The 21,546-nt window shown below is 68.2% G+C and carries 23 protein-coding genes and 2 pseudogenes; 16 read left to right on the forward strand and 9 right to left on the reverse strand.

Annotation, left to right across the window (positions count from 1 at the left end; all coding sequences use genetic code 11):
* The first annotated feature begins 46 nt into the window (after positions 1-46).
* The 3 genes from ACNSN7_RS07830 to ACNSN7_RS07840 all read left to right on the forward strand — a co-directional run bounded on the left by ACNSN7_RS07830 (position 47) and on the right by ACNSN7_RS07840 (position 2,071).
* Entirely contained in the window at positions 47-457 is a 411-nt protein-coding gene (locus ACNSN7_RS07830) for a DUF3054 domain-containing protein (protein WP_418281720.1), read from the forward strand.
* A 299-nt stretch (positions 458-756) separates the two neighbouring features.
* The gene (locus tag ACNSN7_RS07835) at positions 757-1,005 is read left to right on the forward strand and encodes a DUF8015 family protein (protein WP_418281721.1); all 249 of its coding nucleotides are present in this window, start codon (positions 757-759) and stop codon (positions 1,003-1,005) included.
* 67 nt (positions 1,006-1,072) lie between these two features.
* A complete protein-coding gene (locus tag ACNSN7_RS07840) occupies positions 1,073-2,071 on the forward strand; it encodes an ornithine cyclodeaminase family protein (RefSeq protein WP_418281722.1) in 999 nt (332 codons plus the stop codon).
* Positions 2,072-2,105: 34 nt separating this feature from the next.
* Here ACNSN7_RS07840 and ACNSN7_RS07845 read toward each other — a convergent pair whose 3' ends face one another.
* The 3 genes and pseudogenes from ACNSN7_RS07845 to ACNSN7_RS15550 form a co-directional block, all read right to left on the reverse strand.
* Positions 2,106-3,173: an mRNA surveillance protein pelota gene (locus ACNSN7_RS07845; RefSeq protein WP_418281723.1), complete on the reverse strand. Its 1,068-nt coding sequence runs from the start codon at positions 3,171-3,173 to the stop codon at positions 2,106-2,108.
* A 90-nt stretch (positions 3,174-3,263) separates the two neighbouring features.
* Positions 3,264-4,220 (reverse strand): annotated as a pseudogene (locus tag ACNSN7_RS07850) (DUF4013 domain-containing protein); the annotation flags it as partial.
* A pseudogene (locus ACNSN7_RS15550) lies at positions 4,221-4,334 on the reverse strand (DUF4013 domain-containing protein); the annotation flags it as partial.
* 230 nt (positions 4,335-4,564) lie between these two features.
* Between ACNSN7_RS15550 and ACNSN7_RS07855 the strand changes: the two are divergent.
* The 8 genes from ACNSN7_RS07855 (at position 4,565) to ACNSN7_RS07890 (ending at position 9,495) form a co-directional block, all read left to right on the forward strand.
* The gene (locus ACNSN7_RS07855; protein WP_418281724.1) at positions 4,565-5,656 is read left to right on the forward strand and encodes an AIR synthase family protein; all 1,092 of its coding nucleotides are present in this window, start codon (positions 4,565-4,567) and stop codon (positions 5,654-5,656) included.
* A 71-nt stretch (positions 5,657-5,727) separates the two neighbouring features.
* Complete coding sequence (locus ACNSN7_RS07860) at positions 5,728-6,108, forward strand: helix-turn-helix domain-containing protein (protein ID WP_418281725.1); 381 nt, start codon at positions 5,728-5,730, stop codon at positions 6,106-6,108.
* Positions 6,109-6,110: 2 nt separating this feature from the next.
* Entirely contained in the window at positions 6,111-6,383 is a 273-nt protein-coding gene (locus ACNSN7_RS07865; protein ID WP_418281726.1) for a DUF7521 family protein, read from the forward strand.
* A 99-nt stretch (positions 6,384-6,482) separates the two neighbouring features.
* Positions 6,483-7,187 carry a helix-turn-helix domain-containing protein gene (locus tag ACNSN7_RS07870; protein WP_418281727.1) on the forward strand — a complete coding sequence of 235 codons (705 nt, stop codon included), beginning with the start codon at positions 6,483-6,485 and terminating at the stop codon, positions 7,185-7,187.
* A 173-nt stretch (positions 7,188-7,360) separates the two neighbouring features.
* Positions 7,361-7,642: a hypothetical protein gene (locus ACNSN7_RS07875; RefSeq protein ID WP_418281728.1), complete on the forward strand. Its 282-nt coding sequence runs from the start codon at positions 7,361-7,363 to the stop codon at positions 7,640-7,642.
* Positions 7,639-8,382: a DUF4382 domain-containing protein gene (locus tag ACNSN7_RS07880; RefSeq protein WP_418281729.1), complete on the forward strand. Its 744-nt coding sequence runs from the start codon at positions 7,639-7,641 to the stop codon at positions 8,380-8,382. Before ACNSN7_RS07875 ends, ACNSN7_RS07880 begins: the two co-directional genes overlap by 4 nt.
* A gap of 397 nt (positions 8,383-8,779) precedes the next feature.
* Complete coding sequence (locus tag ACNSN7_RS07885) at positions 8,780-9,106, forward strand: cupin domain-containing protein (protein WP_418281730.1); 327 nt, start codon at positions 8,780-8,782, stop codon at positions 9,104-9,106.
* Positions 9,106-9,495: a rhodanese-like domain-containing protein gene (locus ACNSN7_RS07890; RefSeq protein ID WP_418281731.1), complete on the forward strand. Its 390-nt coding sequence runs from the start codon at positions 9,106-9,108 to the stop codon at positions 9,493-9,495. Before ACNSN7_RS07885 ends, ACNSN7_RS07890 begins: the two co-directional genes overlap by 1 nt.
* A gap of 59 nt (positions 9,496-9,554) precedes the next feature.
* Here the strand turns inward: ACNSN7_RS07890 and ACNSN7_RS07895 are convergent, their stop codons facing one another.
* Positions 9,555-11,696: a hypothetical protein gene (locus ACNSN7_RS07895; protein ID WP_418281732.1), complete on the reverse strand. Its 2,142-nt coding sequence runs from the start codon at positions 11,694-11,696 to the stop codon at positions 9,555-9,557.
* Positions 11,697-11,850: 154 nt separating this feature from the next.
* Here ACNSN7_RS07895 and psmA point away from each other — a divergent pair, with 154 nt between their 5' ends.
* Together psmA and ACNSN7_RS07905 are read left to right on the forward strand one after the other, a co-directional pair.
* Positions 11,851-12,687, forward strand: coding sequence for an archaeal proteasome endopeptidase complex subunit alpha (gene psmA / locus ACNSN7_RS07900; protein ID WP_418281733.1), 837 nt, complete (start codon positions 11,851-11,853; stop codon positions 12,685-12,687).
* 68 nt (positions 12,688-12,755) lie between these two features.
* On the forward strand, positions 12,756-13,682 hold the full coding sequence (locus ACNSN7_RS07905) for an MOSC domain-containing protein (RefSeq protein ID WP_418281734.1): 927 nt from the start codon (positions 12,756-12,758) through the stop codon (positions 13,680-13,682).
* Between the two features lie 132 nt (positions 13,683-13,814).
* On the opposite strand, the gene pstB is transcribed toward ACNSN7_RS07905, so the two are convergent.
* Genes pstB through ACNSN7_RS07925 form a run of 4 tightly spaced genes read right to left on the reverse strand, consistent with a single transcriptional unit; the run spans position 13,815 to position 17,850 of the window.
* Positions 13,815-14,714, reverse strand: a complete 900-nt coding sequence (gene pstB, locus ACNSN7_RS07910) for a phosphate ABC transporter ATP-binding protein PstB (RefSeq protein WP_418281735.1) — start codon at positions 14,712-14,714, stop codon at positions 13,815-13,817.
* Positions 14,715-14,717: 3 nt separating this feature from the next.
* The gene (pstA, locus tag ACNSN7_RS07915; RefSeq protein WP_418281736.1) at positions 14,718-15,785 is read right to left on the reverse strand and encodes a phosphate ABC transporter permease PstA; all 1,068 of its coding nucleotides are present in this window, start codon (positions 15,783-15,785) and stop codon (positions 14,718-14,720) included.
* Positions 15,782-16,807, reverse strand: coding sequence for a phosphate ABC transporter permease subunit PstC (pstC, locus tag ACNSN7_RS07920; protein ID WP_418281737.1), 1,026 nt, complete (start codon positions 16,805-16,807; stop codon positions 15,782-15,784). Before pstC ends, pstA begins: the two co-directional genes overlap by 4 nt.
* Positions 16,804-17,850: a PstS family phosphate ABC transporter substrate-binding protein gene (locus ACNSN7_RS07925; protein ID WP_418281738.1), complete on the reverse strand. Its 1,047-nt coding sequence runs from the start codon at positions 17,848-17,850 to the stop codon at positions 16,804-16,806. The genes pstC and ACNSN7_RS07925 overlap by 4 nt, the downstream gene beginning before the upstream one ends.
* Before the next feature lie 210 nt (positions 17,851-18,060).
* On the opposite strand from ACNSN7_RS07925, the gene ACNSN7_RS07930 reads away from it, so the two are divergent.
* The gene (locus ACNSN7_RS07930; RefSeq protein ID WP_418281739.1) at positions 18,061-19,059 is read left to right on the forward strand and encodes a PhoU domain-containing protein; all 999 of its coding nucleotides are present in this window, start codon (positions 18,061-18,063) and stop codon (positions 19,057-19,059) included.
* A gap of 77 nt (positions 19,060-19,136) precedes the next feature.
* On the opposite strand, the gene ACNSN7_RS07935 is transcribed toward ACNSN7_RS07930, so the two are convergent.
* Positions 19,137-19,394, reverse strand: coding sequence for a hypothetical protein (locus tag ACNSN7_RS07935; RefSeq protein WP_418281740.1), 258 nt, complete (start codon positions 19,392-19,394; stop codon positions 19,137-19,139).
* A 134-nt stretch (positions 19,395-19,528) separates the two neighbouring features.
* On the opposite strand from ACNSN7_RS07935, the gene ACNSN7_RS07940 reads away from it, so the two are divergent.
* The gene (locus ACNSN7_RS07940; RefSeq protein WP_418281741.1) at positions 19,529-20,344 is read left to right on the forward strand and encodes an inositol monophosphatase family protein; all 816 of its coding nucleotides are present in this window, start codon (positions 19,529-19,531) and stop codon (positions 20,342-20,344) included.
* 110 nt (positions 20,345-20,454) lie between these two features.
* The gene (locus ACNSN7_RS07945) at positions 20,455-21,051 is read left to right on the forward strand and encodes a class I SAM-dependent methyltransferase (protein WP_418281742.1); all 597 of its coding nucleotides are present in this window, start codon (positions 20,455-20,457) and stop codon (positions 21,049-21,051) included.
* The last annotated feature ends 495 nt before the right edge of the window (positions 21,052-21,546 follow it).

Below are 21,546 nucleotides of genomic sequence, written 5' to 3' on the forward strand. Positions count from 1 at the left end.
GAACTGGATCCGTACGTACAAAGTGGCGCGGTTCCGACGACCCGATATGGATCCACAGTCGTTCCTCTCGTCTCGCATCGATCGCTCCGCGACTCCGCTCGCGGTCGGCGACGTGGTGGCGCTGATCGCGGTGTTGACGGTCGGGACGCTCAGCCACTCGACGTCGCAGTTCCTGATCGAGAACCCGCTGTATCTCGCTGAGGTGTACGCACCGTTCCTCATCGGTTGGATCGCCGTTGCCCCGATCATCGGCGCGTACTCCGCGGGTGCAGCCGAAACGGCGAAGTCGTCGATACCGCTCGTGATCCGGTCGTGGATCCCGGCGGCCGCGGTCGCGTTCGTGCTCCGCGCGTTCGTGTTTTCCGGAGGTGCCGCGCCGACGTTCATCGCCGTCATGCTCGTGATGGGGTCCGTCGCGCTCGGCGGCTGGCGCGCGCTCTACTTCAAGTTCCGGTGAACGCTCTCGAACTCCCGACCCGGTGAACGATTCCGTACGCCGCTACCCGGTGCCGGCTGATCACGCGTTCGAAATCCCTCGAGCGACGTCTCGAACGACGCATACGTTCGGTTCCGAACGGCACGTCTGATCGCTGGTACCGAACGAGATCCGGGAAAGACGTTGCGCGTGTCTCTCAGACCGGTACGGGGCGCACTCAGGTCATAAGTTATGAGTCAAGTATCCGTGTGGGTCACTCTCGTAACCACGTAGGTATGAGAAAATTTTATGTTACCATCCCTCATAGTACATAATGAACTATGAGTAGGTACTACGACTACGTGCTCGGGCTCATCCCGGCCGCCCTGATCGGAACCACCGCCGTCCTGAATTCGCTCGGGCTGTCGTTGACCGTGGCCGTGCCCGTGGGTGCGGGTATCGCGCTCGGGCTGATGGCCCACGCGATGTTCGTCAAGGGCCCGGTCATCGATCCGGTTGAGACGGTGACGAACCCGCCGGAGGGTCGCTCGTCGGCCGGCGGACCGCCGACGCCCGGCGCGTCCGACTGACCGTCCGTCCCGCTCTTCCCCTGCCGTATCCTGCATCGTTTAGTCGATCGCGGTCCACGGTCACTCAATGACCGACGCGCTGTTCCTGTCGAGTTCCGACGTCGACGACCTCGCGGAGCCCGCCGACTACGTCACGAGCGTCCGCGACGCGTATCGCCAGATCGGCGAGGGTGCCCCCGCGGAGCCTCGAACCAAACTGATCAACCGCGACCCGCCGGGCATGCTCACCACGTACGCGGCGGTGCTCCCCGAAACGGGCGCGATGGGCGGGTACACGTACTCCGCCGGGTTCGGCGAGGCGGACGCGTGGTTCATGACGCCGCTTTTCGATGCCGACTCCGGCGAACCGCTGGCGCTGCTCGACGGCGCGTCGATGAACCCGTTTAAAACCGGGGCTGCGGGTGCGGTCGCGGTCGACGCGCTCGCTCGCGAGGACGCGACGGAGATCGCCGTCATCGGCAGCGGGCCGCAGGCTCGCGGGCAGCTTCGAACGACCGCCACGGTCCGCGAGTTCGAGGCCGTCCGCGTGTTCTCGCCGACGCCCGAGAGTCGCGAGGCGTTCGCCGCGGACCTCGATGCCGACCTCCACGCGGACGTGTCGGCGGTCGGGAGCGCGAGCGAGGCGCTCACCGACGCCGACGTCGTGATCACCGCGACGACCGCGAGCGACCCCGTGATCGACGACGCGGACGTCGAGCCCGGAACCCACGTCACCGCGATGGGGCAGTACCACCCCGGAAAGAACGAGCTTCCGCCCGAACTCGTCGCGCGGGCGACGTACGTTCCGGACCTGGCGGCCCGCGTCACCGCGGACGCCGGCTCCTTCATCGCCGCACTGGACGCAGGGCTGATCGACGACGGCCACGTCGCTGCCGAGCTCGGCGACGTCGTCGCGGGGAGCCATCCCGGCCGGACGAGCGACGACGAGGTGACCGTGTTCGACTCGGGAGGAACGGGGATCGAGACGGTGGCCGCCGCGTCCATGCTGTACGAGCGCGCGGTCGAGGCGGGGCGAGGTCAGGTGATCGACTTCGCGCCCGCGAGCGAGGCGCTCACGGGGAACTGAGAAGCGAGAGGGACCGGCACGGTGACCATCGGATTCACTGGAGCCTGTAGCGGAGGATCGCGGCGATGCCGCCGAGGTTCGAGAGCTGTTCGCCGGGGGCGAACTCCGAGGAGAACACGACGACGTCGCCGCCCTGTTGCTCGACCGACTCGATGACGTCGTTGACGTCGATCGACCAGTCGCCCTCGCCCTGTCGCTCCGTCCGGAGTCGGTCGTCGACGACGAGCAGCGTCTCGATCGCGCCGAACTCCGCGGCTTCGGCGACGTCTTCCGGCCCGTACGTCGCCTTCGCGCCCCGTGCGATGTTCTCTGTCAGCTCGTCTATCAGGGTCGCCTCCTTCGAGATCCGCGTCTCCTTTTGAACCTCGTCGACCGCGCCGCGTTTGAGCACCTCGTGGACGCCGCGATCGCCCGCGGCCGAGGTGTCGACGACGGAGATCCGGTCGGCGAGCTCCCGGAACTCCTCGGCGATGTGGTCGCGGGCGTCGTTCTTCGTGAAGCCGGGTCCGGCGAGGATCACGGCGTCGGCGTCGAGATGCGAGAGCGCCTCGCCAAGCTCCGCGAACAGCTCCGCGCGCGGCCGGGAGTACTCTCCCTTCCCGGTCGGCTTGGTGAAGGAGGCGTACTCGTCGGTGCCGTACTGCTGAACGGTGTGGACGTACGCCGCCCCCTCCTCGACGGTCGCGATGGCGACGTCGGGGTTCTCGGCGGCCTCCGTCGCCTCCTCGATCCGCTCGGTCTGGTCCGGCTTGAAGCGCTTCTCGACGGTGATCTCGTCGTGCTGTTCGACGTTTATGGTGTGGTGTTGTCCGAGCTGGTCCTCGCGGGAGCAGTCGACGATGACGCCGCCGACCCGCAGCCGGTTCGCGAACCGTGCGAACTCGACGGTGTCGACCTCGATGGTGACGTAGAGGTGCTCGCGCTGTCCCCCGGTGTCCCGCATCTGGTCGTCGTCGCGCTGGATCCGGCGGGTGGTGTCGCCCTCGACCAGGTCACCCGGTTCGAGGACGTGTGCGAGGTGCCAGAGGTCGTCGACGTTCTCGGGGACGAGAGTGAGTCGCTCGCGACCCTCCTCGCCGTAGCCCCGGTCGGCGATACGCATGGGCGGTCGTTCGCCCCGCGGCGTATCAACCCTTGGCATCCGCGGTCGCGGCGTCGACTCGCGGTCCGACCTCGCAGTCCGCCGCCGACGTCACCCGTCCTCGATCGGCGGTCCCCAGTCGAACCCGGTCTCATCGTCCGCTCCGATGGCGAGACCGTCCGCTACCCGCTCCGCGCTCGGGTTCCGTTCCGCGTGGGGGTTCCGTTCCGTGCCCGTCCCCGTGAGCGGGACCGACCGCCCGGTCTGGACCGCGGGTGAGGCCTCGTCGATCCGTCCGATCCGGTGGCTCCGCGGCCGCCCGGAGACGACGCCGGTCCCCGCGTCCCGTCTCGCAGTCAGCGTCCCCTCGTCTCCCCTCCGAGCGCCATCTCTCGTCCGTGCGTGCTCCCCTCCCGTCCGCGCGCCCTCATCTCCCCTCCGAGCGCCCTCGTCTCTCGTCCCGCTCCTCGCGGGGAGCGCCGTCGACGCCCCGCGCCCGTACAGGGAGTGAGCGACGATCCGCGTCGAGAACACCACCCCGATGCCGACGACGAGCGGGACGAACGGGGCCGCGAGGGCGTATCCGGTGAGGAGCGTGATCATCGCGAGCGTCCACCCGACCGCGTAGTCGCCCGAGAACGCGACCGCGGCGACCCTCCCGGGATGAAGTCCGTCCCGGAGCCGGCCGGAGTCGGCGAACAGCGCGAGCGCGGCCGGGCGGACGTACGCGAACGCGACGAGGTAGCCCGCCGAGAGCACGCCGACGAGGCCGCCGACGAGGGCCAGTATCGCCGCCGTCGCCTCCGAGTCGCCCGCGGCGGTCCCGGCGACCCCTTCGAGGATCGGGGCGGGGTCGACGCGGTCGAGTTCGACCACGACACCGGCCGCAACCCCGAGCGCGAGCAGTCCCACCAACGGGAGAAGCAACACGGCCGAGAGCAGCAGGGACTTGAGCCCGTCGCGGTAGAGCCGACCCCACTCGACGAACGACGGCGCACCGCCCGCGTTGCCGTCGCTGACGCCTTCGGCGATCACGCGGACGAAGTAGCCGCGAGCGACGATCGCGGGCGCGAGCGCGAGCGGTGCGAGGACGAGGAGCGGCGGGGCGAGCGCCGACGCGAGGAGCCAGATCGGTGGGATCGTCCACGCGAGCAGCGTCACGAGCGTGCCGACGATAAAGACGCCGGCGGCGTCGTCCGTGTCCGTCGGCGTCGCCAGCGCGCTCCGAAGCATACCGATCCGTCATCCGGGCATGGTATAAATGATGTGCGGCGGTCACGCCCGAACGAGGCGGATCGACGCGAGCTCGGGCGGGACTCCGTTCGGGTTCGATCCGGAACTCCCCACCTCGCGACCGATGCCCGTCGACTCCGGCACGGAACCCCTTTATCCGGTCGCGGGAACGGCCACGCATGACGAACGGCAAGATCGGCAGGCGGTTCTTCGAGGAGCGGATCCGGCCCGCGCTCGGGGCCGACCGCGCGGACGTGACGCTCGGTCCCGCACACGGCTGCGACTTCGGCGTCATCGAACCGGGACACGGGAGCGGAGGGGACGGGGGAGCTCACGGTTCGTACGCGGTCGTCGCCGCGACCGACCCGATCTCCGTGCTTCCGGGGTTGGGGTACGATCGCGCGGGTCGGTTCGCGCTCCACATCGCGCTGTCCGACGTCGCCGTCTCCGGAATCGCCCCGTCACACCTCTCCATCGCGTTCTCGTTGCCGACCGGATTCGGCGACGACGACTTCGGGGAGCTCTGGGACGCGATACACGAGGAGTGTGCGCGGCTCGACGTCGCCGTGACCACCGGGCACACCGCCCGGTACCCCGGTGCCGAACTCCCGTGGGTCGGTGCGGCGACCGTGCTCGGCGTCGGTCGTCCGGACCGGATCGTCCGTCCGGACGGCGCTCGTCCCGGCGACCGGCTGGTCGTGACTCGCGGGCCCGCCGTCGAGGCGACCGGACTGTTCGCCTCGCTGTTCCCCGACGCGTTGGGCCTACCGGCCGAGACGGTGGCGACCGCCCAACGACGGATCGACGACGTCCGGCTCGTCGAGGACGCGCTGGCCGCGCGGGAGGCGGGAACCGTTCACGCGATGCACGACGCGACGGAGGGCGGGCTCCTCGGGGCGCTCCACGAGACGGCGAGCGCGAGCGGCGTCCGGTTCGTGGTCGATGACGCGGCGGTCCCGGTCGCGCCCGGCGTCGAGCCGGTCTGTGACGCGCTCGACATGGACCCGTGGCACGCGACGACGTCGGGAACGCTGATCGCGTCGGTCGCCCCCGAGGACGCCGAGTCGGTCGCCGAAACGCTCCGGACTCGTGGGACCCCGGCCGCGGTCGTCGGCGAGGTTCGTTCGGGGTCCGGCGTCGTGGTCGGCGGCGAGGAGACCGACCCGCCGGAGGGGGACGCCTCCTGGCCCGTGTACGCGCAGTTGTCCGCGTCGTCCGGGGGACCCGACGACGTCGGTCCGAGCCGGGAGCCGTCCGGGCCGTCCGACTAACCAGGTAGATAAAACCCGTACGACGCCGGGAAAATGAACGTTTTAAGCCCCACGGGTCGGAAGCCCCGTGCATGGTGCGGGATCCGTTGCGCGACGAGGAGCCGCCGTCGCCGGAGGAGGTGTTGAACGCGCTGGCGGACGACGCCGCACAGCGGTTCATCGCCGCGCTCTCCGAGCCGAAGACGGCGAGCGAGCTCTCCGAGGAGTGCGACGTCCCGCTCTCGACGACCTACCGAAAGCTCGAGAAGCTCACGGACGCGTCGCTGCTGGAGGAGTCGACGGAGATCCGACGCGACGGGCAGCACACGACGCGATACGCCGTTGCGTTCGACGAAGTGACCGTCACCGTCAATGAGAACGACCGTTCGCTGTCGATCGAGTTCAGCCGCCCCGACCGGTCTCGAGACGAGCGGCTGGCAGAACTGTGGTCGGAACTACGGGAGGAAACCTAACCATGCACGTCGAATTCGTCATCATCGCGGTAAAGACCGCCATCCTCTTTTTGGGTGGCAGCATCACCTACTACGCGCTCCGCGCGTTCTCACGGACTGGCGATCCGTCCCTTCGTGCGCTCGGGATCGGCTTCGGGGTCGTCACCGTGGGCGCGCTGATCGGCGGCGTCTCCCACCAGTTCCTCGACGTCGGTCTCGCCGTCGGGATCGCGATCGACAGCACGCTGACGGCGATCGGGTTCGCGGTCATCGTCTACTCGCTGTACGTGGAGTGACCGGCCGTCCCCGCTCGGGACGTTCGGGTGTCGGATATCGACGGTCGACGTACCCCGGTTTCGGTAGCCTTTTGCGGTGCTCTCGTGTGGGTTTTAACCATGAGCGAGACCGCACGCGAGGAACTATCTCGGCGGATCGCCGGTGAGATCACGTTGAGCGACGATCCGGGCGCGACCTTACGGAAGTGGCGGACGGACTTCGACGTCTCACAGACGGAGCTGGCCGACCAGCTCGGCGTCTCCTCGTCGGTCGTCTCCGACTACGAGAGCGGTCGCCGCGAGAGCCCGGGGATCGGCGTCGTCCGGCGGACGGTCGACGCGCTGCTCGACATCGACGAGCAGCGCGGTGGCGGCCGACTCAGACAGTACGCCCGCGTGCTCTCTGCGGGCTTCGAGAGCGACATCGTCCACGACCTCCGCGAGTACTCCACGGCCGTTCCCTTAGCGGAGTTCTACGAAGCGATGGGTGCGACGGAGATCGTCCGCGGCGATCAGGACCACGTGAACGGCCACACGGTGATCGACTCGATCCAGGCGATCACGCGGCTGTCGAGCGAGGAGTTCTACCGACTGTACGGCCAGTCGACGAACCGCGCGCTCGTCTTCACCCGCGTCACCCGCGGCGAGTCGCCGCTGGTCGCGATGCGGGTCGTGAGCCCGACGCCGAACGCGGTCCTCCTCCACGGGATCGAGGCGGACGACCTGTGGGAACACGCCGGCGACCTGGCTCGCGTCGACGGCTTCTCGCTTGCCACCTCCACGCGCGATCTGGACGACTGCCTGGCGGACCTGCGGGAGCTGTAGCGGCCGGGAGTCCCTGCCGCGCCGGATTTATAAGTGACGCCGACTGACCGCTCGCGGACCGGGTGGACATCACGGTGAACGCGCGTTCGCTCCGTTGATCCGAGTTAAATCGGTGCAAAACGGGCGAACGACTGCCCCTATTAAACCGCGTCGGGCTCCGAGCGGGGACCACGATGAACGCTATCCGAACGACGCTGGTCGTGGCGCTTGCCGCGGTCGTACTGATCGGCACGGGGCTAGCCGCGGGAGCGGTCGCCGCCGACGCGGGCGAGCCGCCGGGCCCCGACGGTGACGCGAGCGACGACGCCGGCCCGCCGAGCGACCTCCCGGACCCGGTTCCCGAGTTCGTCGGTGATCTGCTCGACGCGATAGACGGGTTCCTCTCCGGTGCGATCGACGACCTCGGTGACGCCGTAAGCGGGATCGCCGGAGGCTCGTCGGGGGTGATGGCGTGACCCGACTCGACGGGACGCGGGACGCGTTCGGCTCGCTCGGTCGGCGGAGCTACCTGCAGGCCGCGGGTGCGGCGACGCTCGGAACGGCCGGGTTCGCCGGCTGTGTCGGGCAGGCGTCCGGCACGCTGGCGACGAACGTCACCGACCAGCCCGCCGACATCGGCGATTTCGAGTCGCTCGTGGTCACGATCGAGGGCGTCTGGCTCGGGCCCGAGGGCGCGGAGAGCGGTGCGGACGACCAGTCGGTGGCCGATGACGAGGAGTCGGACGACGACGCAGATTCGGAGGAGGACGCAGACGCGGACGAGGATGCGCCGGACGAGACGGCCGACGACGGTGCCGAAGACGACGATACCGGAGCGGACGGCGACGACGGCCCGTCCGGCCGCGAGTACCACGCGTTCGACGAGCCCCAGGAGGCCGACCTCGTCCAGCTACAGGGCGACGAGGTGCAGCTGATCGACGAGCGGGAGCTCGACGTCGCGACGTATCGGTTCCTCCAACTGGACGTGACGGACACCGACGCGACGCTCGCGGACGGCGGCGAGGCGACCGTCGAACTCCCGGGTCAAGCGCCGATCACGTTCAACGCCGAGTTCGAGATCCGCGAGGACACCCGGACGAGCTTCACGGCCGACTTCGCGCCCGTCCGACGCGGGCGGACGGGGACGTACGTGCTCCGGCCGGTTCCACGGGGGATCGAGGTGAGCTACGAGGAGAACGAGGAGATGTCGGAGTAACTCGACCGGAGATGGACCGGAGACGGTCCGAAAGCGGACCGGAGACGGTCCGAAAGCGGACCGGAGACGGAACGACTCGTCTCTCGTCCCCCGTTGGGGCCACACGTCGAACAGCCGACGATTCGTCGGCGTACGGCCCCGGGGTTAGGGCTGGGAGCGATCCTGGGATCTGGGGAGAGAGGACACGCGTGCGACCGTCGTTCCCTGTCAGAGCGCACACGAATCGAGGCACTCGACCGTCCCGTCGCGGCGCTCCGCGCACGGGACGGTCACATCGTCCCGCCTTCCGGACCGTCGCGGAGAGCCGACTGGACCGTCCGACGCGTCGATCGTGTTTACGGATCGCACGCCTCGTCGACCGACCGTTTTAGGTTTCACGCGCGGTGATCGGTCTCGTATGAGTCTCGATCGATACGCCGACGCCGTCGCCGACCTCGACCCCGACCGTGGGGAGATCGAAACCGCGGAGCTCGTCGTCACCGACGACGTACTGGTAAAGGCGTTCGTGCTGGGCCCTGACGCCGAGCTCGACGCTCACGAACACGCGGACGCGACCAACGTCTTTCACGTCCTCGAGGGCGAACCGACGGTGATCCGTGACGACGCCGAGGAGGCGCTCGCGGCCCCTGCGGTCGTCCTCAACGAGCGCGGTACGGCCCACGGTGCGAGAAACGACACCGACGAGCGCGCCGTCTTCACGGCGAGCCTCTGTCCGCTCCCCTGATGGACGGCGAGATCGAGCCCGACGAGCTGATCGCCCTCCTCGACCGCGAGGCGGACGTCCGGATCGTCGACATCCGCGACGAGCGGTCGTTCGATCGGGGCCACCTCCCCGGCAGCGAGTCGATCCCGTTTCCGGAGCTGACTACCCGCGTCGCGGAACTGGAGGGCACGGAGCGTATCGTCACGGTCTGCCCGCACGGGATCGCAAGCAAGCAGGCGGCACAGCTGATCGGAAGCTATGCCGGCACCGCCGACGCCCGCGTCGAGAGCCTCCGCGGCGGCATCGAGGGCTGGACACGGGAGGGCGGACCGCTGGAGGCGACGGAGAGCGACGAGGCGGACGGTGGGGCGGAGGACGACGTCGACGAGGGGCCGGACGCACCGTTTTAACCCTCGAACGCTTCGCGCACCTCTTTTAAGTCCCGAACGCTTCGGCGAGCATCGTGCTCTCACGTCTTCCGGCGTCCGCGGAGCAGCGCACCGCCGGAGAGCAGGGCGAGCACCGCGGCCGCCGGCCCGAAGCCGGGGACGTCGCCGACCGTTTCGTCGATCGCTCCGTCGCCGCCCGCCCCGTCGAGAAGCCCGTCACCCTCGACGTCGACGGTGGTCGAGACCTCGCCGCCCGGCGATGCGACCGTTATCCTCGTGGGTCCCGCCTCGTGAAGCGTGAGATCCCGTTCCAGCGTCGTCTCCGCGTTCGCGTCGAGTCGGACCGGATCGCTCACGACGAGGTCGCCGTTCACGCGGATCTCGACCGTCGAGTCGGCGGGGATCCCGGCGTCGTTCCCGAGCGTGGCGCTCACCGCGACGGGTTCGCCGGCCGTGACGCTCGCGGGGGTTGCGGCGACGTCGCGGACGACCACGTCGGCCGGCTGGGAGACGACGACGGTGAGCGTCTCGCTTCCGAGGCGGACCTCGTACTCGCCGGGCTCCGCGAACGCGTGCTCGAAGCGTGCGGTCGTCTCCGAATCGGCCGCGACCGTTCCGCTCCGCGTCGCGACCGACTCGCCGTCGACGGTCATCGAGACGTCGTACTCGCCCGCCACGCCGCCGGTGTTGTGGACGGCGAGCGTCACGGCGAGCGTCTCCCCCTCGACGATCCGGACCGGATCGCGGTCGACGGGGCGGTCCCGGTACTCGCCGGTCGCCCGCACGCCCTCGTCGGCGATCCCGTACCCGACCTGTGCCGGGGTCTCGCCGAACGCCGCCTCGTGGGCGCTTCGGTCCCAGACCGCCGGTGCGTCGGCGGTCGTCGTGAACCGCTCGGCGTCGGCCCGGATGGCGGCCGCGGTGTCGTCGTCAGCCCCCTCGGCGGCGGCGTCCTCGACCGCGTCGAGGAACGTCTCGATCGTAACGGGCTCAGACGGTGGGGCCTCGTTCAGGTCGCGGAAGACGGTCGCGAGCGACGCCTCTCCGTTCGTCTCGATGCGAAGCTGTCGGTCGATCTCGCCGGCGACGAGCGCGCCTTTCGTGTAGTCCGCGGGACCGTTCCACGTCGCGGGGTCCGCGAGCACGGCCGAGGCGTCGGGTTCCCGCTCGCCACGGGCGAGCGCGCGCTGGACGTCCGTGAAGTCGGCCTCGCCGCGCTCGAGGGCGAACAGCGCGGCGTAGTACGTCGCGCTCCCCTCGGTGAACCACCGGGCGCTCTCGTCGACCGTGTACGACTGGCGGGTGTGGACGTACTCGTGCGTCCAGACGTCGTCGGCGGTCCCCGCGGGCTCACGGTCGAGCACCCAGAGATCGGAATCGCCGATCTGGAGCCCGCGAACGCCCCAGTCGACCGATCCGGTCGGTGCGGTCACGGCGACCACCTCGTCGTCGCGTGCGCCGACCTGCAGCGCGGTCGACGCGTGTTCGAACGCCGCGAAGACGCCCTCCGGTGACTCGACGGGGTCGGCGGCGTCGGGGACGATCAGTCGGAACCGCTGGCCGCCTCCCTGGTGGACGCGTTCGTCGTGCGGTCCGAGGAACGCCATCGCCTGTGAGGCCACGCCCGGTCCGTCGACCGCGTTCTCACGTTGGAGCCCCGTCCCATCGGGGCCTCGCCAGGCGACGTCGATCCGCGGCGTCCGAACGATCGCCCACTCGCCGACGTCGACGAAGCGGTACGAGCCGGCCTCCGCGAGCGGTCCCTGGGGATCGGCAGTGACGTTCGCGTCCATGCGGTACGTGGCCGACGGCCGATCCGTGTCGCCGTCCCAGACCAGCACCGTGTCGCCGTCGTCGGTCAGTTCGCGATCGAAACCGTCCGCCTCGATCGCGTCGTCGTTCGCGCTGTGAAGCGTTATCCGTAGCTCGGAGAGACGGTCCGGAACGGTCGCCGTCGTTCGCACGCCGACCGTTCCCCTGTCGTCGGTGCGGAACAACTCGTTTCGCAGTCCGATGTCGTCGTCGACGTTCGCTATCGACGTGCCGCCCGAGCTGTCCGACGGTGCTCGATCACCCGCGATCACGGCGTCGGACACGGCATTGTCGCCGGTCGCGACTCCGGAATCGGACACGACACCCCCGCCGGCCGCAACCCCACCGACGGCGACGAGAAGGATGGCGACGACGAGAGTCGCGGTCGCGACGGGTCCTGACGTTCGCATGTCTCCCACAGGGACATCGTCGGTTTTAGTCGTTCCCGTCCGCGACGGGGAGGGTTGTTCGCGTACCGGTTAAGGAGGGTTTTTCAATCGTCCGCCGTTACTAGCGGGTAATGAGCGAGAGCGAACGCGTGCAGACGCGAGCGGGTGATCGACGATGATGGGCGGCAACGACCAGCAGGCGTACGACCGCGGGACGTCGCTGTTCTCGCCCGACGGCCGCATCTACCAGGTCGAGTACGCCCGGGAGGCCGTCTCCCGCGGCGCGCCGAGCGTCGGCGTCAGAACCGCGGAGGGCGTCGTGTTCGTCGCGATGTCCCGCGCGTCCTCCACACTGATGGAGGCCGAGAGCATCGAGAAGCTCCACAAGCTCGACGACCACGTCGGCACCGCCAGCGCGGGCCACGTCGCGGACGCCAGACAGCTGATCGACTTCGCCCGTCGACAGGCACAGGGGAACCAGCTCCGGTACGGCGAACCGGTCGGCGTCGAGGCGCTCACCAAGTACGTCACCGACCACGTCCAGGAGAACACCCAGCGCGGCGGCACCCGACCGTACGGGGCCGCCCTGCTCATCGGCGGCATCGAGAACGGCGAGCCGCGGCTGTTCGCGGCCGACCCCTCGGGAACGCCCAACGAGTGGAAAGCGACCGTCATCGGCGGCGGCCGGAAGACGATCCAGGCGGTGTTAGAGGAGGAGTGGACCGACGACCTCACGATCGAGGCGGGGATCCGCCTCGGCATCCGCGCGCTTGCCGCTCACGACGACGAGTTGGTGCCCGGTGACCTCGCGGTCGCGACGATCACGGACGACGACGGCTACCGGACCGTTCCCGAGGCGGAGGTCGACGACGCGTTCGACGAGACCGATATCGCCGAAGACGACGAGGCGGAAGCGGACGACGAAGCCGACGACGAAGCCGACGACGAAGCCGACGACGAAGCGGATACCGGTGACACCGACGACGCGAGCGACGAGGACGCCGACGAGTAGCCGAAGCGTCCGATTCCGTTCGCCCGGATCGACCCATCCCTTTTACCGTATCCCGTCGAACGACGGGTATGACACGCGTCGGCGAGCTCGTCGCGTACCCGGTGAAGTCGCTCGACGGCGTCGCCGTCGAGCAGGCCGAACTCGGTACCCACGGGGCCCTCCGCGGCGACCGATCGTACGCGTTCGTCGAGGCGGGCGTCGATCCGGACGAGGCGTCGGTCGGTGGCGGCGGCGGATACGTCAACGGCAAAACCGAACCCGCGATCCACGGCCTCCGAGCGAGCTACGAGCTCGCGAGGTCGACCGACGCGACGCCGACCGTGGTGACGCTCCGACGTCCGGCCCGCGACGGCATCGACGCCGCCGAGCGAACGTTCGCGCTCCCCGATGACCGGGCAGCGCTGGAGGCGTGGGTCGGCGAGTACCTCGGGTATCCCGTCGACCTCGTCCGCGATCCGTCGGGCGGGTTCCCGGACGACCGGGAGGCGTCGGGACCGACCGTCGTCTCCGAGGCGACGCTATCGGCGTTCGCCTCGTGGTTCGACGCCGTCGCGGACGCGACGGAGGCCCGACGTCGACTCCGCCCGAACGTCGTTCTCGCCGACTGCCCGGCCTTCTGGGAGGACCGGCTGTTCGCCGACCGCGACGCCCGAGTCCGGTTCTCGATCGGTGGCGCGGACCTGTTCGGCGTCAATCCCTGTCAGCGCTGTGTCGTCCCGTCGCGTGACCCCGACACCGGCGAGGAGCATCCCGCGTTCCGCGAGACGTTCGTTCGGGAGCGCCGGGCGGCGATGCCCGCGTGGTCCGGCGGCGACTGGTTCGACCACGACTTCCGGCTCATGGTCAACACGGTCGTTCCGGACCGTTCGTGGGGCAGGGTCGTTGCGGTCGACGACCCCGTTCGGATCGGCGAGACGGTTTCGGTCGACGACGTGATGCCGACCGACGACGCACACGACGGAACGAGGTCGACCGACGGTGCGGAGGTGAACTGACCGTGCCCGTCGATCGGGGGCTGCCGAGCCGCGATGTCGCGGCCGCACGCTCGAACCCTCGTGTTTCCGCGGATCAGGGGGGAGTGGCTCGTTCGGATCGGGCGACCCGCGTTCGAGTCGACAGTCGGACGGCTATCCGAACTTCCCCGTGATGTAATCCTCGACGCGTTGGTTGTCGGGGTTCTCGAAGATCCGGTTCGTGTCGCCGAACTCGACGAGCTGTCCACCGGTGAGGAACACGGCGGTCTTGTCGGATATCCGGGCGGCCTGCTGCATGTTGTGGGTGACGATGATCACCGTGTACTGCTCGGCCAACTCGTCGATGAGGTCCTCGACTTTCGCGGTCGCCACCGGGTCGAGCGCGGACGCGGGCTCGTCCATGAGGATCACTTCGGGGTCGGGGGCGATGGCGCGGGCGATACAGAGCCGCTGTTGCTGGCCGCCGGAGAGGTCAAGGCCGGACTCGTCGAGCTGATGGCTCACCTCGTCCCACAGCGCGGCGTTTCGCAGCGCCTCCTCCACGCGAGCGTCCATGTCGCCGTCGTATCCCTGGATCTCCAGCCCGTAGGCGACGTTGTCGTAGATGGATTTCGGGAACGGATTGGGCTTTTGAAACACCATACCGATCTTCCGGCGGAGGGCGACCGGGTCGACGTCGTCGTCGTACACGTTCTTCCCGCGGAATCGGAGTTCGCCGCCGACCCGCGCCGCGTCGACCATGTCGTTCATTCGGTTGAGACACCGCAGGAAGGTGGACTTCCCGCAGCCGGACGGCCCGATGATCGCCGTCACTTCCTGTTCAGGGAGACTCACGTTCACCGGCTTCAGTGCCTCCACGTCGCCGTAGTGGACGGTGAGGTCCTTGGCCTCGATGACGGCGTCGCGCTCGTCGATCCGCTGGATCGACGGCGTCGTCTCGGCTCCCGTCTCGCCAGGCGCGGTCGCGGGCGCATCCTCGGACGGCCCGGTCGTTCCGTCGCCGGTCGGTTCGTCGGGTTCGCTACCGTCGCTTGCTGTGTAACTGTCGCTCATGGGTTATCGGGTCTCGTACTTGTTGCGGATGAGAATGGCGGTCGCGTTCATCAGGAGGAGGATCGTCAACAGGACGACGATCCCCGCGGCGGCGACGTGCTGGAAGTCGGCTTCCGGGAGCCGCGCCCAGTCGAAGATCTGCATCGGCATCGCGGCGAACGGGCCGAACACGTCCGGCACCGGGATCCCGGAGACGTCTTCGATCGGCGCGCGGAACATCGACGTCGCCGCCCCGACCATGATCAGCGGTGCGGTCTCGCCGATCGCTCGCGACAGCGAGAGGATCGTTCCGGTCATGATCCCCGGTAGCGCCGCCGGGAGGACCACGTCCCGAACGACCTCCCAGTCGGTCGCGCCGACGCCGTAGGCGGCGTGCCGCTGGGAGTCGGGGACCGCTCGCAGCGCCTCCTGTGAGGAGACGATGACGATCGGGAGGATGAGCAGCGTCAGCGTCAGCGCGCCGGCGATCAGGCTCTCGCCGAGCCCGACGAACCTGACGAACACCGCCAGCCCGAGCAGTCCGTACACGATCGAGGGGACGCCCGCGAGGTTCGCGATGTTCGCCTCGATGAAGCTCTTCAGCCGGCTCTCCTCGGCGTACTCTTCCAGGTAGATCGCCGCACCGACGCCGAGGAACATGGTGAACACGGCCGTCAACGCGATAAGCAGGATCGATCCGATCAGCGCCGGATAGATCCCCGCGCCGCGACCGTCGGGGTAGTAGTTCTCGATGAACCGGGAGGGTGGATACGTGAGGAAATCGAGCGTCACCCATCCCCACGCCTCGACGAGCACGTCGCCAAGGAGGGTGACGAGCGCGACGATGCCGACGAGCGTCGACGCCGCACACACTGCGACGAAGACGCGGCCGATCCGCTGTTTCCGTTCGATGTTGCCGCCGACGGTCGCGAACGGATCCGCGGACTCGCCGCCGTCGGTGCGGGCGTCGTGGACGTGGTCGCAGGCCTCGTCATCGCCGGCGTCGGCCTTGTCACCACCGTCGCGGGTCTCGGCGGCGGCGATCGTATCGCCACAGGTCTCGTCGCCGCCACCGAACGGGCGTCGACTCATCGGTACGCCTCCTGATAGCGGCCCTTGATCCACAGACTCAACAGGTTCATCACGAGGGTCATAGCGAACAACAGGAGTCCGACCGCGAACAGGCTCTGGTAGCCGATCGAGCCGATCGAGACGTCGCTGATCCCGATCTGGACCATGTACGCCGTCATCGTCTGTGCCGGTTCGAGCGGGTTCAGCGTGATGTTCGGCTGCATCCCGACCGCCAGCGTGACGGCCATCGTCTCGCCGATCGCGCGCGATATCGCGAGGATGTACGACGCCATCACGCCCGACAGCGACGCCGGAACGACGACGTCCGTCGACACCTCGAACTTCGTCGCACCGAGTCCGTACGCCGCGTTCCGGAGATCGTCCGGCACGGCCGACATCGCGTCCTCCGACAGCGACGACACCATCGGGATGATCATGATCCCGACGACGATCGCGCCGGCAGTGGCGTTGAACGTCCCCGTCTCCGGGAAGAACCGTTGGATGAGCGGGGTGATAAACGACAGCGCGAAGAAGCCGTACACGATCGTCGGGATCCCCGCGAGCACTTCGAGCGTCGGCTTCACGACCGCCCGAACGCGACGGTCGGCGTACTCCGAGAGGTAGATCGCGGTCGCGGTACCGACCGGCAACGCGATGAGCGCGGAGCCGACGACGATGATCATCGTCCCCCACAGCAGGGGCAACACGCCGTACGAACGGGGCCGGATGATCGGCGACCACTCGGTGCCGAACAGGAACTCACGGACGGTCACCTGTGCACCGAGTCCGGAGCGAAGCGCGGTGACCGCCTCCGCCGGCCCTCCGGAGAGGAGCCCGCCCAGAACCCCCGAGAGGAGCCCGAACAGCGTCTCCTCGCGGAAGAACCCGAGCGCACCGTCGACCAACACCACGACGATCCCGAACGTGGTGAGCACGGTGAGTAGCGCGCACACGAAGAACACGCCCCGAACCGCGAGGTTCCTCGCGGTCGGTATGTCCGAGCCCGCACGGGTCAGGTCCGCGACGTCGTTCGCGTCGCTCATCGCACCGCCTCGATCGCGTCGGCCAGTCGTTCACGACTCTCCTCGACCGTCTCGTCGGGGATCGCGTAGTAGCCCACCTTCCGTGCCGCCCACTGGGTCCACGTCAGGGTTTCTCCGTCCGCGACTATCGACTGGTCCGCGTCGTCGTCGATCTCCTCGAAGAAGAACTCGACGTACGCCCGGAACTCCTCGCGTTCGAGCTCGGCGAGATCGATGTACACGAACATCGGTCGGGACAACGGCGTGTACTCGCCGCTCTCGATGCTCTCCCGCGTCGGGAGGACGCCGCCGTTGTCGTCGTCGACGGCGACGAGCTTCAGGTCGTCCTCGTTCTCGTAGTAGTAGCCTGCCCCGCCGAACCCGAGCGCGTGGCGGTTGCCGCGGACGCCCCGGACGATCACGTTCGTGTCGGCGCTGGCGGAGTAGTCCGAACGGATGTTCCCGTGCTCGCCGTTTATCGCCTGTGTGAAGTAGTCGAACGTGCCGGACGCCGAGTCGCGACCGTACAGATCGATCTCCTCGTCACCCCACGGCTCGTCCGCCCACTCCTCGCGGAGATCTCCCCACGTCTCGACGTCGGAACCCGAGCGCCACAGGCGGTTGAGTTCCTGGACCGTGAGCGTGTCACACCAGTGGTTGTCGGGGTGCACCCAGACCGCGAGACCGTCGAGCGCGGCCTCCAGTTCCAGGTAGTCGATCCCGTTCGACCCGCAGAGCTCGACCTCGTCGTCGAGGATCGCGCGACTGGCGTTCTGGATGTCGGTGTTCCCGTCACAGAAGCGCTGGAACCCGGCTCCGGTTCCCGATCCCCTGATCGGGATCCGTACCCGGTTGTTCCGCCACTGGAACTCCTCGGCCACCGCCGCGCCGTGCGGGAGCAGGGTGTTGCTCCCGTCGACCACGATACGACCTTCGAGGCCCCGTTCGCCCTCCTCCCCGCGAACGAGGCACCCGGAAAGCCCGGTGACCGCTCCCCCGACGGCTGCCAGATACGCCCGCCGACCGAACCCGCCCCGGGCCCCGTCGGTGGTGTCACTCTCCATCAGTTCCATAGAGGGATACTGGGGACTAAATACGCTACTATAATATCTATATACTACTATATAGTCCTATATTTTAACGGCCAAGGAGAGTTCAAAGACAGCAAAGAGCCGCATTATATGCCGTTTATCGGGGTTTAAGCGCTTCTCTCGGATGCGGCTGTGGTATATATTTTGATCATGCTTAAGTTCGCCCCCAACCGAGGTGAACGCATGGAGACGCGGAAGGTCCAAGTCACCGGCGGCTCGACGTACACCGTTTCGATCCCGAAGTCGTGGGCGACCGACAACGACGTCACCGCCGGCAGCGAGGTCGAGTTCTATCCCGACGGCGACTCGCTGTTCCTCACGCCGAAGACGGACGAGGAGCGGACCCGCGGGACGCTGGACATTACCGACCTGACCGGCCAGAAGCTCACGCGCGCGGTGACGACGATGTACGTCAGCGGGTTCGACGTCATCGAACTCCAGGGTGCCGACATCAGCACGGAACAGCGCGCGGCGATCCGCGAGGCCGTCCAGAGTCTCGTCGGACTGGAGGTGTTAGAGGAGACCCGGGACCGGGTCGTGATCCGGGACCTTCTCGACTCCTCGGAGCTGTCGATCCACAACGCGGTCACCCGGATGCGGCTGATCTCGCTGTCGATGCTCGACGACGCGATCTCGGCGCTCTCCGAGCTCGATCGTGATCTCGCACGCGACGTGATCGAACGGGACGACGACCTCGATCGACTCTGGCTCGTCGTCTCCCGGATCTTTCGGGGGACGCTCCGGACGCCCAAAGCGGTCGAGGAGCTCGGGCTCTCCCGCGAGGAGTGTTTCGACCACCACTCCAGCGCCCGACAGCTGGAGCGGGTCGGCGACCACGCGACCAAGATCGCGTATCTCACCTTGAACCTCGAAGAGCCCCTGCCGGACCGGGTGATCGACGCGATCGACGACCTCCACGAGGACGCCGTCGACGTCATCGACACGGCGATGGACGCGCTGTTCGAGAACGACACCGACGTCGCGAGTCGGCAGGCGAACATCGCCCGTGCCGGCGTCCGCGAGATCGACGAGCGCGTTCGAGCGATCGACGAACTGCTCCGCGATCTGGACCCCGCGCGCGCACAGCTGCTCGGCCTCGTCGTCGATTCCGTCCTTCGGTCGGCCGACTACGGCGGGAACATCGCCGAAACCGCCCTCCAGAACGCCGCACCGGCACCGTAGCCGCTCGTCGGAGTCGATCGGTAACCGATGACGTCGAAGAAGTGGTGTCTCCGGGATCGATGACGGCTGTTCGTCGCCTACTGACCGCCGTCGGTGTACGCGCGGTCGCGGAGGACGCGATCCGCGGCGGCGGCGGCCTCCGCGGGGGAGGGACGGTTGCCGTCGACGACGTCGGTCGTGAGATCGCCGGCCAGCGCGTACACGGCGGCACCGTCGGCGCGTTCCGCGACGCGCTCGAAGGTCGGCCGGTACCCCGCTGCGCTCCGCTGGCCCTCCTCGTCAAGGGAGGCGTCGATGGCGTATTCGAGTTGACGGACCGCTTCTTCAGGGTGCATCTTAGGTGCACGTACACGTCCGATCCTCTTAAATATACTCGAATTCGGAACTGAGTTAACAGGCTGGGACGCGACTGCGACGGTCGATCCGGCGGGATCGACGTGTATACGCGTCCGGACGACCGATCCGGATCATGGCCGATCGAGACGAAGTCGCCGCCGGATCGGATCGGGCAGCCGTCGCCGAGCGAGCCGCGCGAGCCGGCGCGCGTGTCGCATACGACCGCTTCCGAACGGGGATTCCCGTGGAGGCGAAAGGCGAAGACGACGTCGTCACCGAGGCCGACCGCGCCGCCCAGCGGACCGTGATCGACGCGATCCGCGAGACGTACCCTGACGACGCGGTCGTCGGCGAGGAGGAGGCGGAACGCAAGACGGTCCCCGAGGAGGGTCCCGCGTGGGTGATCGACCCCATCGACGGGACCCACAACTACGTTCGCGACATTCGGATATGGGCGACCGCCGTGGCCGCGGTCGTCGACGGCGAACCCGTCACCGCGGCCAACGTCTGTCCCGCGCTCGGCGACGTGTACACGGCCGACACGGACGGCGCGTACCGCAACGGCGACCCGATCACCGTCAGCGACGTCTCCGATCCCCGGCGGGCGGCCGTCGCTCCGACGATCTGGTGGGAGTTCGACGCCCGTGACGAGTACGCTCGAGCGTGCGAGGCGATCGTCACCCGGTTCGCCGACATGCGTCGATTCGGCGCGGCACAGGTGGTGCTCCCGACGGTTGCAGCCGGCGGACTGGAGGCGACGATCACCAACATCCGGCCGAACCCGTGGGACACCGTCGCCGGCGTCTTCATGGTCCGACAGGCCGGCGGTCGCGTCACGGATCTCGACGGAAACCGCTGGCGACACGACTCGACCGGCCTCGTCGCCTCAAACGGCGCGCTCCACGACGAGGCGCTGGCCGCCGCGCGAGAGATCGAGGATCTCGACTGACGAACCCCGACTGACGGGTCTCGACACGAACCTCGACTGATGACCGGGTCGAACCCCTTCGTGACTCCGCGGGCGCAATGGCTATTGCGCTCTGTCGGTTTCACTCGAGTATGGAGCGCTTTCGGAACACGAGACAGCCGGACTGGGACTGGTGGGGAAGACTGTGGCCGACGCCCGGCGAGACGCTCCGGGAGTTCGGCGTGTCGGCCGGAGACTCGCTCGTCGAGATCGGAAGCGGCGACGGCTACTTCACGCTGCCCGCCGCGCGGATCGTGGACCCGGCCCCGGTGTACGCCGTCGACGTCGACGACGAACTTCTCGACGCGCTCGACCGACTCGCCGAGCGACAGGCGATCGACAACGTCGTTCCGATCCACGGGGACGCTCGCTCGCTGACGGACCACGTGCCGGAGCGCGTCGACGTCGGACTGATCGCGAACACGTTCCACGGGATCGAGGACCCGTCGGCGTTCGTCGAGCAGGTCGCGTCCGCCCTGACCGACGACGGTCGATTCATCGTGGTGAACTGGCGGGATCTCCCGCGGGAGGAAACCATCGTGGCGGGCGAGCGACGCGGCCCGCCGACGGCGCTCCGACTCTCGCCGGCGGAGACGCGAACGATCGTGGAGTCGGCGTCCGATCTGTCGCTGTCGCGGCGGATCGACGTCCCGCCGTACCACTACGCGCTCGTGTTCGAGCACCGGTGAAGCGACGACACGACGGTGCGACCGTCGAGAAACGGGCAGACTGAGGCGCTCCCCGTGGTCGAGGTCCGTGGTCGAGGTCCGTGGTCGAGGTCCGTGAGGTGCACGACCGTCAGTACACGATCGGTGGCGGCATACGACCGTCGGCGAGCGATGCCGCTGAACCGGCAGTACTAATTATTTTCTTATAAGGGTGTTGTAGTACATACTTGAATTCATACATTTCGATACGGTGTGTTCGACACACCGAGAGTTCTGTTGAAGTCCTATCTATCAGACATAACACAGCATGAAACAGTCTGTCGCTGAAGGGTGCTTCGTGATCGATAGCGGGAGTGAGTATTGCAGGTCGTCGGTTGTAATATAGTATTTAAACGACCGTGAGCGACGGCGATGGCTACTTATAAAGAATGCATGCGGTGGCGTGCGCCCGTGAGCGGCCGTCAGGCCGCGAACGGCCTCGCGCGAGGGAGTCAGGGGCGGTCGCCGAGCGGCTCC

Source organism: Halorubrum rarum (assembly GCF_048380895.1).
In the GTDB taxonomy this organism is placed as follows: Archaea; Halobacteriota; Halobacteria; order Halobacteriales; family Haloferacaceae; genus Halorubrum.